The organism is Marinobacter lipolyticus SM19 (genome assembly GCF_000397065.2).
GTDB classification, from domain to species: Bacteria; Pseudomonadota; Gammaproteobacteria; order Pseudomonadales; family Oleiphilaceae; genus Marinobacter; species Marinobacter lipolyticus.
Map to the genome: position 1 here is coordinate 176,989 of NZ_KE007306.1, position 13,703 is coordinate 190,691.

Below are 13,703 nucleotides of genomic sequence, written 5' to 3' on the forward strand. Positions count from 1 at the left end.
CCGAGGGAGTTCTCCGAAAAGGTATTACACAGGTAAGGATAGCGCAGTCAGGCAGTTTTGCATCCACAACATCTGTACCCCCGGTCGAACTACCCCCGGCGCCGGGCAAAGGCTCGTCCGGCAGCTTCATCCGCGAGTTTTTGTTCTTTCACGTCTTGCTCCCGCTGCTCCTGGCGACGGCATGTCTCAATATACTTCTCCATGCCACGGCGGCGCTCCCAGGCCAGTTGCCACTGCCGCCGGCATTCTTCCAGGCGCCCTTCGAGGATATCCAGCTGAGTTTGCTGCTGTCGCAGCACCTGATCCAGCTGAGCAATAAAGGCCTGCCATGCCTGAAGACGTGCTACTGGCACCACTCCCTGCTGGTTCTGACGAATCTGGTCCCGGTACTCCTGCTGGTACCGGTTAAGATTATCAATCTGCGCCTGCTGGGCGTCAAACTGCTTGCGAGCCTCGCCCATCTTCTCCAGGGCTTCCTGCTCTTTACGCTCTTCCAGAGTCAGGACCACAGCAAGACGTTGGGACCTGAGCATCACTCAGCACCTCTCGCCGGTACCGGTGCGCCGGATTTTCTTCGCTCCGGGGACCGCCGTTCCGGAACCACCGCCAACAACTGTTCAATGCTCTCCTGCAGCGGCGCACTCTCATTCAGCCCCTGCTTGAGAAACTGGGTCATGTTGCCAATATGTGTAATGGCAAAATCGGTTTCGGAATCAGACCCTTTAACATACGCACCCACACTGATCAGATCCCTGGCCTGCTGGTAGCGGGAATAAACCTGCTTGAAACGTTGTGCTCTGGAAAAGTGCTCTTCATCGGTTACCTGTGGCATCACCCGGCTGATGGATGCTTCCACGTCGATAGCGGGATAATGCCCCTCCTCCGCAAGCCGGCGGGAAAGCACAATGTGACCATCCAGAATAGCCCTGGCTGCATCGGCAATGGGATCCTGTTGATCGTCCCCTTCGGTAAGCACGGTATAGAATGCGGTAATAGAACCGCCACCCTGGCGTCCGTTGCCGGTCCGTTCCACCAGTTGTGGCAATTTGGCAAAGACCGATGGCGGATAACCCTTGGTGGCCGGTGGTTCGCCCACCGCCAAAGCAATTTCACGCTGCGCCTGGGCATAACGGGTCAGGGAATCCATCAGCAACAGCACCCGCTTGCCCTTGTCACGGTAGTATTCCGCAATTCGCGTGGTCAACATGGCTGCCCGCAACCGCATCAGCGGTGAGTCATCCGCTGGGGAGGCCACAACCACGGAACGGGCCAGACCTTCTTCACCCAGAATGTCCTCGATGAATTCCTTGACCTCACGTCCCCGCTCGCCAATCAGCCCAACCACGGTGATGTCTGCATCAGTAAAGCGGGTCATCATGCCCAGCAACATGCTTTTACCCACACCGCTGCCAGCAAACAGACCAAGGCGTTGCCCTTGCCCCACCGTCAGCAGCGAATTGATCGCACGGATGCCGACATCCATCGCTTCACGTACTGGCGCCCGGTCCAGCGGATTGATGATGTCACCAGTCAGAGAAACTCTGGATTCAACCTGCAAGGGCCCCTTGCCATCCAGGGGCTCACCGCTGCCGCCCACCACTCTGCCCAGCATTTCCGGGCCAACCGGCACACGGCTTGCCGCCGCCAGGGGCACCACCCTGGCACCGGGACGCAGACCTTCGATGGCCGTCAACGGCATAAGGTAGACCCGGTCATCCTCAAAACCAACCACTTCGGCTTCAACACTGCCGGATCCCTGCCCCTGAATCACGCAACGATCACCCACCACCATGGGACAACCCACGCACTCAAGGGTCAGGCCCACCATGCGGGTCAGGCGTCCAGACAGCTCCGGGACCGACTCACGCTCAATGCCTCTCTGTAGTCGCTTCAAACGGTCAGCCAGGTTCCCGGTCATCGTCCTCGCTCCCGTTGACGTCGTCACTGCCAGAATCCAGCACGTCCCGGTGGAAATCGGTCAGATCCCCCATCATGGCGTCCAGTTCCTCGCTCTCTCCAGCCTCTTCATTACCAAGCTGCTTATCAAGCATGTCCTGAACCGCTTTCTGGAAACGTTTTTCTACCGTGAAGTCCACGAGGCTGTGGCGGGGTTCCACCTTACACCCACCGCGCAGGATGCTGTCATCCTCCACCACCGAGTTGGTCGCTTCGAAGCGTTCCGCCACCTCCCTGACCCAGTCCGCATCGTCCGGGTGAACCAGGATACGCACATTCTCGGTGGTGGATGGCAGACAGGCCATAGCCTGACGGACCACCTGTTGGATCTGGGAGGAATCAATGGACAATTCGCGGTAAACCACGGTACGGGCGAGAATAGTGGTCAGGTTGACCAGGGCAGTCTCCAGTTCGTCTTCGTGACGACGAATTGGAATCAGCAGCTCTCCGAGCATGTGTTCAAGCCGGTCCATGCGGGATTCCATTTCCTTACGGGTTTCTTCCAGGCCTCGCTCTTCGCCCTGCTTCCGGCCTTCAGCAAAGCCGGCTTCATAACCGTCCTTGTGGCCCTGCTCCCGGCCTTCATTAAAACCAGCCTGGTAGCCTGAGTCACGCCCCTCTGCGTGCCCATCTTCACGCGCAGCCTGACGGATCTCCTCGATATCGGCCGCCGTCAATGGTTTGACGTCCCGCTCTTCTTCCCGAGCCACCTCATTACCCTTCGAATCAAGCAGGGGCAACTCCCAGCGCTCGTAGGCCGTGAGTTGCTCTTTGGGTATGCGGTTGAGACTTTTCTCGGAATCTTTCATCACATCATTTCTTCACCGGCACCACCGAGGGTGATTTCACCGGCTTCAGCCATACGACGGGCAATGGTAATGATGTCTTTCTGGGCGGTTTCCACTTCGCTGACACGAACCGGGCCCTTGGCTTCCAGATCGTCCTGAAGCAGTTCCGCAGCCCGCTTCGACATGTTCTTGAATATTTTGTCCTGCACCGCGTCATCGGCACCTTTCAGGGCCACTACCAATACCTCGGAAGACACTTCACGCAGTAGCGCCTGAATACCCCGGTCGTCGATGTCCTTGAGGTTATCGAAGACAAACATCAGGTCTTCGATGGTAGAAGCAAGGTCCGGATCCATGTCCTTGATGGAATCCATCAGGTTACCCTCTACGCTTCGGTCCATGAAGTTCATGATATCCGCTGCTCGCTTAACACCACCAATGCGGGACGTCTGGGCAGCGGAACCACCGGAGAACTGTTTCTCGAGAATATTGTTCAGTTCCTGGAGTGCCTGCGGCTGGATACTTTCGAGGGAAGCCACCCGCATCATCACATCCAGCCGAACCTTGTCATCCAGTGTGCCAAGAATCTCGGCCGCCTGATCCGGGTCCAGATAGGAAATTACGATGGCCTGAATCTGAGGGTGTTCGTATCGGATGATATCGCCAACCGCTCGGGGCTCCATCCATTTCAGGGTGTCCAGACCCGTGGTATTGCCACCGATCAGGATACGGTCGATCAGACTGGATGCCTTATCGTCCCCCAATGCCTGGGTCAGCATGGTGCGGATGTAATCGTCGTTGCCAACGCCGAGGCCTGTCTGGCCACCGACCGCATCAACAAACTGATTCAGTACGAAGGTCACATCATCTTTACTGACGTCCTTCATCTGCGCCATCGCCACACCAACCCGCTGAACCTCCTTGGGCCCCATGTGTTTCAACACTTCCGCGGCATCGGCCTCACCCAGGGACATCAGCAGAATAGCAGCCTGCTCGACACGGGGAATTTTACGCTGCGGTTTCTGGGGCGCCTGTTGTGCACCCTCTACCTGACGATTGGTTTCTTCAGTCATCGACATTCACCCACTGGCGCATAACCTGGGCAACCCTCGCCGGGTCTTCTGCGATCAGGCCTTTCAGTGCATTCAATTGCCTATCATAACTGTCCGTAGCGCCCGGCAAAAGCAGTTCATCCTGAGACGACATGGCGCGACGTAACTCATCCCCACCTTCGATACCGTCAAGGTCACCATAACCGCCATCGGCATCCCCCCCACGCTCACTCTTGCCTGCGCCGGAAAGACTCTTGAGTGTCGGGCGCAGCAGACCAAGAACCAGTACCAGGATAACCAGACCCGCCAGAACCTGCTTCATCAGATCCCAGAACCAGGGCTGCTCCCAGAATCCCGGCGTCTCAAACTGCACCTGCTCCTCCGCCGCAAAGGCGGTATTCATAACGGTGACACTGTCTCCCCGTACCGCGGAGTAACCCACTGCATCGCGAACCAGCATATTCAGGCGCTGCAATTCCTGCTCTGGCCACGGTTCGTAACTGACCTCACCGGTCTGTGGATCGACTACCTTCATGTCATCCACTGCCAGGGCCACAGTCAGCCGTTTGACCCTACCCTGCTCCTGACGGATATAACTGACGGTACGATCCATTTCATAGTTTCGGGTAGATTCCCGGCGCACATTCACCGGCTGTGGTGCGGGCTCGCCGTCTTCCCCTGCTTCACCCTGACCCGCCTGCTCCGGCACCTGACTCTCGCCCGGAGGCTGGTTTGACAACGCACCAGGTACTCCACCGGTGCTGCCGTTGATGCGCTGCTCACTCATTTCCCGCTCGCTGCGCACGGCCTGCTGCTCAGGGTTGAACAGCTCTTCTGCCTGCTCCACCGAGGAAAAATCCAGGTCTGCTGTCACTTCTGCACGAAAACGGCCGTCTCCAACAATGGGACCCACCAGGGATGCCACGCGGCGGGTCAGGCGATCTTCCACGCGAGCTGTGTAGTCGTACTGATCCTTGATTTGCTGACTGTTATTGTCTGTCTCACGCCCGGTCAGGAGGTTGCCGTTCTGGTCGACGACCGTGACATTCTCCTTACTCATCTCGGGGATGCTGCCAGCCACCAGGTTTACAATAGCCGCGATGTGCTCCTGTTCCGGCTTGCGACCGGCGAATACATCCAGAAAAACGGACGCTGTCGGGGTGCGGGCATCTCTGACAAAAACGGACCGCTCCGGAATCGCCAGGTGCACGCGGGCAGAACGCACACCGCGCATAGCAGCGATCGTGCGAGCGAGCTCGCCTTCCAGGCCCCGACGGAAACTGATGGTTTCCATAAACTGCGAGGTCCCCAAACCACGGTCCTGATCCAGTAGCTCATAACCCATGGTCTGCTCATCGGTCACGCCCTCGGCAGCCAGTTTCAGGCGGGCGTTGTAGACCTCATCGGAGGGCACCAGCAGGGCGCCGGTACGCGGATCCATGCGGTAGTTGATGCCGCTCTGATCGAGAATGGAGGTTATATCCTGAGGGTTGTAGCCGGACATATCACCGACCACCGGCTGATAGTTCGGCTCCTGAGCCCAGAGCACCACGGCAACGCCCAGGGCGACGCTGGCGGCCAGCCCCACCATCAGGCCGATCTGCCGCAATAGGTTTAGCCGATTGAATCCGAACAGCAGGTCGCTGCGATTTTCCGGTTTATCCGCATCCGAGGCTGCCGGTACGTTGGCGCTGGAGGTTTCTGCAGGTACGCTGGCCATGTCTGTGCTCCGCTATTATACCGGCATGTTCATGATATCTTCGTAAGCCTTCACCACCCGGTTACGAACCTGGGTTAATGCTTCGAAGGAAACCGAGGCTTTCTCGGAAGCAATCATCACGCGGGTAATGTCCACGTTGGGATCGCCCATTTCATAAGCTGTCTTGAGTTCACCCGACGTTTGCTGCAGCTCGTTCACACTGCCCACCGCACGACTGAGCATATCCCCGAAGCTTGGTGTTTCACGACCCTGCTCAACCCGTTGTGGGCTATCAATACGGCCACGAACATCATTGTCCTGCTCAACACGCTGGTTCTGCATCATCTGCGAACGCATGTTACGGATTTCCGACAGCACATTATTGATATCTGCACGTTCGACCATAACTCACTCCCCGGGATTGGCTGCTTCGGCAACAACCCATTGAACTCTGAATCTGTTATTCCGTTTCAAGCAAACCACAGGCCAACAACATTTATTTCTTATTTTTCATTAAATTAAGGAAAACATTCGCAGTAGAAACAGGATGAACGACGGGGATTTGACAGAAAAAAAGGGCACCCGAAGGTGCACTGAAGAAGGAGTGGAGACAACACGGATCAGGCCATGGCCAGTTCCGAATCCAGGTCGATGCCTGCATCACGCATCTGGGCCAGCTTGTATCGAAGGGTCCGAGGGCTGATACCCAATTGCTCGGCCGCCCGATTGCGGCGACCTCGCTCTTTTTTCAGCGTGTCGATAATGATACGGAACTCGCGCTGACGCAGATCATCCCCCAGGGCAACAGGACCACTTATTTCCGACGCCTCCGTCAAATAATGGGTATCGGGATCAGCGACAGATTCACTTCCAAACGATGCTGAGGGCAATTCCGGCTCTCTCGCCGGGGCCCGTTCCGCAACCGGTGCGCTGCCGTCGACACGGCCGGTAATGCCCAGTTCCAGGCACAGGTCCGCAGCATGGATAACGTTTCCCTGATGAAGTACCAACGCCCGCTGTATCGCATTATCCAGCTCACGGACATTACCGGGCCACGGGTGGCTCACCAGCGCCTGCTGTGCGTCACTGGCGAAACTGATGCCCGTCAGCTTCATCTTGCGGCAATGCTTCTTCAGCAAGGCAGTCGCCAGCGGCATGATATCAAGCGCTCGGTCCCTCAGAGGTTGCCAGTGCATCGGAAAGACCGTCAGCCGGTAGTAGAGATCCTCGCGGAACTTACCCTCACGAACATACTCACCCAGATCGCGATTGGTGGTAGCCACTACCCGCACATCCAGGGTAATCGGCTTGCGACCGCCAACCCGCTCTACCTCACGCTCCTGCAGCACTCGCAGAAGCTTTGATTGCAGCCCCAGGTCCATTTCTGAAATCTCATCAAGGAGGATGGTGCCGCCATTGGCCTGCTCGAACTTGCCAGGCGAAGAAGCAACCGCACCGGTAAACGCCCCTTTTTCATGGCCGAACAGGATGGCTTCAAGCATATTCTCAGGAATTGCTGCGCAGTTGATGGCCACAAAGGGCTGGTCAGCGCGGGGCGATTGCTGGTGAATATATCGGGCCAGCACCTCTTTACCAGTACCGCTCTCCCCGGAAATCATCACCGTGGATTCACTGGCCGCGACTTTTGCCGCCAGCTGGAACATACGTTTGCTGATCGGGTCCTCAGCCACCGGCTCATCGCCACCGGTTTTCGCGCGAGCCCCGCCCACCACCCTGGTGACTGCATCAACCAACACCTTTGGCTCGAAGGGCTTTACCAGATAGTCGATAGCACCGGACTGCATCGCGGACACCGCGTGACTGATCTGCCCGTAGGCGGTGATCAGCATCATTGGCAGCCCGGGGTACAGCCGCTGCACCTCCCCCAGAAGGTCATGGCCGGACATGCCGGGCATATTGACGTCACTGACCACCATATCCACGGGAGCCTCCGCCAAACGCGTCAAAGCTTCCTCGGCGTTCGCCGCTTCACGCACACGAAACTTTGCCAACTCGAGGGTGGTGACCAGCGCTTCCCGCAGGTCGTGGTCATCTTCAACGATCAGAATCTGGGCCTTGGCCATGGTTGCCTCCGAAAACTCTTCTTTATTGACCAACAAGCGGAAGGGTCAGTGTCGCCACTGCACCCCCCTGTTCCGGCGATTGCATGGCAAACCGCCCCTGATGGGCTTTCACTACCGCCTGAACAACCGCCAACCCAAGCCCGGTACCGTGGGACTTGGTGGTATAAAATGCCTCCATGAGCTGACCCGCCTGCCCGGCTTCAAATCCCGGGCCGTTATCCACCACTCGAATCACAAGTTCACCAGCAACAGGAGCGAGCTGAACCGTCACACGCGTTGCCCCTGCTTCCACACTGTTGTTCACCAGATTGGTACAGGCACCCACCAGGGCATCCCGATTACACATAACACGACAATCCTCGACCTGGCTGTCCAGATGCACTTCCACACCCGCAGCCAACTTCAGTCCGTCCAGTGCGGAACCCAGAGCGGTGATCAATGATTCCGCGGACAACTCCTCAGCCAGCCGGGTTTCCCCTCGGGCAAAGATCAACATGTCACGCACCTGCTGCTCCAGGTGTGTCAGACGCGACATCAGACGTGAGGCACAACGTTGTCGCATCTCCTCGTCCAGGTCTTCCTGGCTGAGGTGGCCACCATAGAGAATGGCGGCGGACAGCGGCGTGCGAATCTGGTGTGCAAGAGAGGCGACCATTTTACCCATGGCCGACAAACGCTGGGCATGGGCAAGCTGCGACTGCAGGTGACGGGTTTCCGTCAGATCCGTCAGCAGAATCAATTGGCCCGGCTGGTTTTCCATGGTCCGGATCTCAATACTGACCCGCCGACCGTCTTTCAGGGACACTTCGTGGCCGTCATCCCGGCGCGGTGCAAAGCAGCGACGAATTACATCCACCCAGCGCTCGCCATCCAGGGGTTCACCCAACAGACTGATCGCCGCGGGGTTGGTCTGGGTCACCACCCCCTGGCTGTCGAGCACGACCACACCAGCCGGTAATGCGGTCAATAATGTGGACAAACGATCCGCCAGCTTTTCTTTTTCTTCCAGCTCTTGCTGGCGCTGGAGAGATTCCGCCGTCAGCTCCCCGGATAACTGATTTACCCGGGACTCGAGTGTGCGATAGGAATCGGTAATTTGCCGCGACATCTGGTTAAACAGTTCCAGCGCCGATCCCACAGCTTCGTCGTCCTGCTCCGGAAACAGGGCGGTAACCTTGTCGTTAGCATCCGCCGCCGCATTGGCTTGTGCCTGTTCTGCGGAAGACTTCACAACAAACTGTAGCTGACTCATAAACTCGTCCCCTGACTCACCCGACCACCGGGTCAAACTCTACGGATGGTTTGTTTTCAGGGAACTAAGCCAGCATCATGCCAACTTAAATTTTTGTTTATAATTCAGCAGGAAAGAAAACTCACCAGATGGGAAACGACGGTTTTACGTCGGCCTGAAATGACTATATCGCTTCGGGTTACAAAGCTTTGACGCCGGTGTTTTTATGCTTTTTTGGTGGTTTGGCTGGGAGTAGAGGGCCAGGGGGGAGGTCTTTTTTGAAATCGCCTTACAACTCGCTGCGCTCAGACAAGCGGCGGTTTCAAAAAAGACCTCCCCCCTGCCCCTCACCGGACTTCAAACGGGCCTGCCATACAACCGATTTTATTCGCGGCGGGCCCGCACAGGGTACAAGCCGGGGTGGTGGGGTATGTTTTTAAAAAGCGCCGCCTGTCTGAGCGCAGCGAGTTGTAAGGCGGTTTTTAAAAACATACCCCACCACCCCGGCCCACTCCGCAGCAGGCCCCCAAAGACAAACCAAACAAAATCAGGTGTCCTCGGACTCCTCCTCCCGAAGACCATATTTGCGAACCTTCTCGACGAGGGTCGTCCGCCGAATCCGCAGCTTCTCCGCCGCACGGGCAACCACGCCACTGGCTTCGTCCAACGCCTGCTGGATCAGCTGCTTTTCGAGGTTCGACAGGTAGTCCTTCAGGTCGATGCCGTTGACCGGCAACAAGGCCGGAGCATCAAGACCTACCAGGCCCGGTACGCCGGACGGCATGCCTGAATCCTCGACGGGGCGGTTTTCGTCATAGTCGTCCACGTAGCGGAACTTCTTGGGCAGCTCCTGGACGCCAATGACGCCATAGGGGTGCATGATCGCCAGGCGCTCCACCAGGTTGGCCAACTCGCGAACGTTACCGGGCCAGTCGTGTCGGCACAGGCTCATGATCGCTGCCGAGTTCAACCGTAGGGAGCCGCGCTTTTCTTTTTCCATGCGGGAGATCAGTTCGTTGATCAGCAGGGGGATGTCTTCGACACGCTCTCGCAGCGACGGCATCTCAATCGGGAAAACGTTCAGGCGGTAATACAGATCTTCCCGGAAGTCTCCGGTTTCGATCATGTCCTCGAGATTCTTATGGGTGGCGGCGATGACCCTCACGTCGGCTGACAGGGTGCGGTTGCTACCGACCCGTTCGAACGTGCGCTCCTGCAGGACGCGCAGGATTTTCACCTGCATGTTCAGGGGCATGTCGCCAATTTCGTCCAGGAACAGGGTGCCCCCTTCGGCCATTTCAAAGCGTCCGACCCGTGAGGTAATGGCGCCGGTGAAAGCCCCTTTCTCATGGCCGAAGAGTTCGCTTTCCAGCAACTCTGCCGGGATTGCGCCGCAGTTCACCGGTACAAATGGCTTCTCCCGACGCTCGGAATGGTAGTGCAGGTTTCGTGCGACGACTTCTTTCCCGGTACCGGACTCGCCGGTAATCAGCACGCTGACGTCCTTGTCGGCCACTTGTTGCATCAGCTGACGCACCGACTGGACTTTCCGGCTGGTACCGACGAGGCTGCGGAAAAGCTGCAGGCCGCGCTGCTGGCCACGCTCCTGTGAATGGATAAACTGATCACGATAGATCTGGGCACGGTACAGGGAATCCACGAACTTTGTGTAGTTCAGCGGCCAGGACATTCGCGCGATGATCCGTGACCGGCAGTCCTCAGACACCCCCTTCAGAGCCGGGTCGCCAACCATCAGTATGGGAACACCGCTGGTTTTTTGGCATAGCTCGGAAACAACGTCAACGATGCCATTGCCTTCACCATTCACCAAGGCAATGGCGATTGAAGACAACGTTTCTTCGTCGCCTGACGCCAGCATAGTCTTCGCCTCTTCGCCCGCCAGGATCTGCTCTTCGCCAATGAACTCCAGGATGGTCACTATGTCACGGCGGCGGGACTCGTCCTCGCTCAGCACCAGCACCTTGTTATTTTTGGGCATCCACGTAAATCTCTTGGAAGGATTTGTGCGGTATTTAAGACCGTAATAGCGCAGGAGTCAATTTTATGACGCTATTTGGGGCGGTTTCCTGAGACGTTTTGATACGCACGGGCGGCATTTCGGTTACGGTTCACACCCTTGAGGGCCTGTTCTGCTTCTTTACGGGCTTCTGTCGCCCCCGCACTGGCCTCATCACAAAAGGCCTGAAGACGCTCGAGACGCTCCCTGACCGGCTCAACGGAGAGCTCGCCGGCTTCCAGTTGCGCCATGACGGGAGCAACTGTTGTTTTTACCTGCAGGTTAAGTTCGGACAATCTGTCCCAGTCCTTGTCGGTCAATGCCTGATCGAGACTTTCAATCAACTGGTCAAGGGACTGGAGTCCGTTCGGGGCCTCTGTCATCAATCCTTCTCCTGTAGTCACAACGGCCCCGTCCAGGTTTACCGGCGCGCGGCGCGACGAGCGGCAGAGGCAGTAAACTGGTTGCCACGAAAACCCGGATTGAAATCGTACGCCGGAAATCCGTCGTTGAGGCCGTCGATGTAATAGCGTTCGGATTTGAGATCGTACGTCATCTCCATAGTAGTCCAGAACACCGGCTCGCTGTAATAGCTGATATTGTGGGCTTCGGAAACCCGCCAAAGATTACCTTCCGCGTCATACTCCTCGGACGTCAGGATCTGCCAGCTGTCTTCATCCACGTAGAAAACGCGGCGCGCATATATGTGACTGATGCCCGTTCGCAGGGTAGCCTCGACCACCCATACCCGGTGCAGCTCGTAACGAGTCAGGTCCTGATTGATATGCCTCGGTCGAATCACGTCATCGGGGCGGACCTCAGCGTCATGCAGCTTGTATGCATTGTAGGGTACAAATATCTCCCGCTTGCCTTTCAGCTTCCAGTTGTACTGGTTCGGCGCACCGTTATACATATCCTTCTGGTCAACGGAACGCAGTGAGGAGGCGTTGGGCAAATTGGTTTCATAGGCCAGGTTCGGGGAACGACGCAACCGGCGGGAACCAGCGTCATAACGCCAGGCCAGGCGGGGTGAGCGGATCTGGTCAAGGGTTTCGTGGACCAGTGTGATGGTGCCCGCCAGCCTGGACGGCGCAACAGTATTAGTCTTCAGGTAGAAGATTTTGTTATCAATGTCGTCCAGATCGGCCCCAAGACGGCTGTAGGCGAAAAAGTAGTCATATTCGTTGACCACCTGATTGAACGACCCACTCACCAGTGGTGTCGCGGAGGCGCTACGAAACGAAATTTCCTCGCCGCGATATCTCAGGATGTGGTTCCAGATTACCTCCAGGCCCGATTTCGGAATCGGGAACGGACTGGTCATGATAGTGTTTCTGACGCCGTTGCCATTATCCAGCAGCTCAGCGGAGACAGCGTTCTGCTTATATTTATCGTAAACGTGCTCGGGGAACGCCGCGGTCCGACGGGTCTGGAAAACCGGCATAAAAAAATCCGGGCCGTAGCGCTCCAACATCTGGATATGACCGTCGGTCAGCTTGTCCCGATAGAGATCCAGGTTGTCCCCGGTAATGAAGAACAGCGGCTCATCATCCGGAAACGGGTTTACCTCGATCTGACCTGGCTCCCAACCCGAGGGTGGTTGTGTCAGCCCTCCGGTCCACTCGGGGATGCTTCCCGAGGCATTTGCCTGTTTTTCAGCTCCAACCGGGGTAAGTTCACTGTTCAGCTTCTGAGCCTCTGGCGCATTGACCGCCGCAGCGACATTGCCGGATACAGACAACACCATCATGGCAACGCCTGTGACCAATTGCATACGCATCCCTAACTTACTCCCTTCATATCGGTTACCACCTTGAGGAAAATCACAGAAAACCTCTTCACCGTTTATCAGCCCGTCACACGGCAAGATCGGGCAAATGTCGCTCAACGGGCGGCCCTTTTTGCCAAATTCAAACGACCGTTTCAACCTAATGTTTGTGTTTTCTTGTTAAACCCATAGGTAGCAACACGGGGAGGAAATCCATTCCTGAAAATGGTAGACTGTCAAATTAATCCGAAGCGCACTTTTATCTATATCGCTCAGTTCGACCGACACCCGGTGGCAGGTAACCATGGCATCACAGTGGCATTCACTGGTATCACAAAAGCTGTTTATGGCCAGAACACTGCTGCAACAGGCGGATAGCGATACTGAGGCTGACTCGTACCGGACATTACAGCGGGAAGCAGCCGTTCAGGGCGCCATCGAGCTTGCGCTGCGTGCCCGGAAGTTGTTGCTGGTGATGATAGCGCGGTTATACCAGCAGAAAAACGAAGAACCCGAGTCACTAACCGCTCTGTCAGCCCTGCTGGGCACCGAGCTGCCGGAAGTGAATGAGCTGCTTGCCCTGGCGCATCTGCCAGGTAGCTGGTGGAACCTTCTGGATCAACTGGAGACGTCCCAGAGCAAGCCACCGGCAGCCAGGAAGACGGTTAGCGCTGAGAACATCATTGCAATCTCTGCGGAATCGGGCCCGGATCGATCGACACCGGCGCTCAACACATTGCTCGATGCGCTCAAACAATTCGCTGATACCCTGGAAGACCGCCACAGCGAGTGGTAAACCGCGAGGCACGACAGGGTAGGAATCAACAGAAAGGTTATTTGAATGTCACCATCTTTTTTTGAAATCGTACAGTTGAGTGATGGCGATTACGCTCTGCGTCGCGTCGATGATGATGCGGCACCATTGGTACGCATTTCGTTTTCTTCGGAAGCTCGCGACATGATGGAAGACCGGGACATGGCCGTTGCCAAGGCGATGATTGCTGCAGGTATCGAAGCGGTCGGGAATGTCGCCCATGACATCGACTGGGAAGAGGATGAACTGGAAACCCAAGACGTTCAACCTTCCTATACGCTTCACTGAAACCAC

General features: G+C 56.8%; 13 protein-coding genes. 2 read left to right on the top strand and 11 right to left on the bottom strand.

The annotated features are described in order from the left end of the window. Positions 1-89 precede the first annotated feature (89 nt). From fliJ to MARLIPOL_RS00870, 11 genes are all read right to left on the bottom strand, one after another. Complete coding sequence (gene fliJ / locus MARLIPOL_RS00820) at positions 90-533, bottom strand: flagellar export protein FliJ (protein WP_012136145.1); 444 nt, start codon at positions 531-533, stop codon at positions 90-92. Then, entirely contained in the window at positions 533-1,918 is a 1,386-nt protein-coding gene (fliI, locus tag MARLIPOL_RS00825) for a flagellar protein export ATPase FliI (RefSeq protein WP_012136146.1), read from the bottom strand. Before fliI ends, fliJ begins: the two co-directional genes overlap by 1 nt. Beyond that, positions 1,899-2,765, bottom strand: a complete 867-nt coding sequence (locus tag MARLIPOL_RS00830; protein WP_012136147.1) for a flagellar assembly protein FliH — start codon at positions 2,763-2,765, stop codon at positions 1,899-1,901. Before MARLIPOL_RS00830 ends, fliI begins: the two co-directional genes overlap by 20 nt. After that, entirely contained in the window at positions 2,765-3,817 is a 1,053-nt protein-coding gene (fliG, locus tag MARLIPOL_RS00835; protein ID WP_012136148.1) for a flagellar motor switch protein FliG, read from the bottom strand. Before fliG ends, MARLIPOL_RS00830 begins: the two co-directional genes overlap by 1 nt. Continuing rightward, positions 3,810-5,516 (bottom strand): flagellar basal-body MS-ring/collar protein FliF, encoded by a 1,707-nt coding sequence (gene fliF, locus MARLIPOL_RS00840; protein WP_012136149.1) that lies wholly within the window; start codon positions 5,514-5,516, stop codon positions 3,810-3,812. The genes fliG and fliF overlap by 8 nt, the downstream gene beginning before the upstream one ends. 15 nt (positions 5,517-5,531) lie before the next feature. After that, entirely contained in the window at positions 5,532-5,900 is a 369-nt protein-coding gene (gene fliE / locus MARLIPOL_RS00845; RefSeq protein ID WP_012136150.1) for a flagellar hook-basal body complex protein FliE, read from the bottom strand. Positions 5,901-6,115: 215 nt separating this feature from the next. Beyond that, a complete protein-coding gene (locus tag MARLIPOL_RS00850) occupies positions 6,116-7,579 on the bottom strand; it encodes a sigma-54-dependent transcriptional regulator (protein ID WP_012136151.1) in 1,464 nt (487 codons plus the stop codon). Positions 7,580-7,601: 22 nt separating this feature from the next. Beyond that, positions 7,602-8,831 carry a sensor histidine kinase gene (locus MARLIPOL_RS00855; protein WP_012136152.1) on the bottom strand — a complete coding sequence of 410 codons (1,230 nt, stop codon included), beginning with the start codon at positions 8,829-8,831 and terminating at the stop codon, positions 7,602-7,604. A gap of 526 nt (positions 8,832-9,357) precedes the next feature. Then, entirely contained in the window at positions 9,358-10,809 is a 1,452-nt protein-coding gene (locus MARLIPOL_RS00860; protein WP_012136153.1) for a sigma-54 dependent transcriptional regulator, read from the bottom strand. Positions 10,810-10,880: 71 nt separating this feature from the next. Then, positions 10,881-11,210, bottom strand: a complete 330-nt coding sequence (locus MARLIPOL_RS00865; protein ID WP_012136154.1) for a hypothetical protein — start codon at positions 11,208-11,210, stop codon at positions 10,881-10,883. Between the two features lie 38 nt (positions 11,211-11,248). After that, on the bottom strand, positions 11,249-12,607 hold the full coding sequence (locus MARLIPOL_RS00870; RefSeq protein WP_012136155.1) for a DUF1329 domain-containing protein: 1,359 nt from the start codon (positions 12,605-12,607) through the stop codon (positions 11,249-11,251). A 292-nt stretch (positions 12,608-12,899) separates the two neighbouring features. On the opposite strand from MARLIPOL_RS00870, the gene MARLIPOL_RS00875 reads away from it, so the two are divergent. Beyond that, complete coding sequence (locus MARLIPOL_RS00875) at positions 12,900-13,391, top strand: DUF6586 family protein (protein ID WP_012136156.1); 492 nt, start codon at positions 12,900-12,902, stop codon at positions 13,389-13,391. A 45-nt stretch (positions 13,392-13,436) separates the two neighbouring features. After that, on the top strand, positions 13,437-13,697 hold the full coding sequence (locus tag MARLIPOL_RS00880) for a hypothetical protein (RefSeq protein WP_012136157.1): 261 nt from the start codon (positions 13,437-13,439) through the stop codon (positions 13,695-13,697). Positions 13,698-13,703 lie beyond the last annotated feature (6 nt).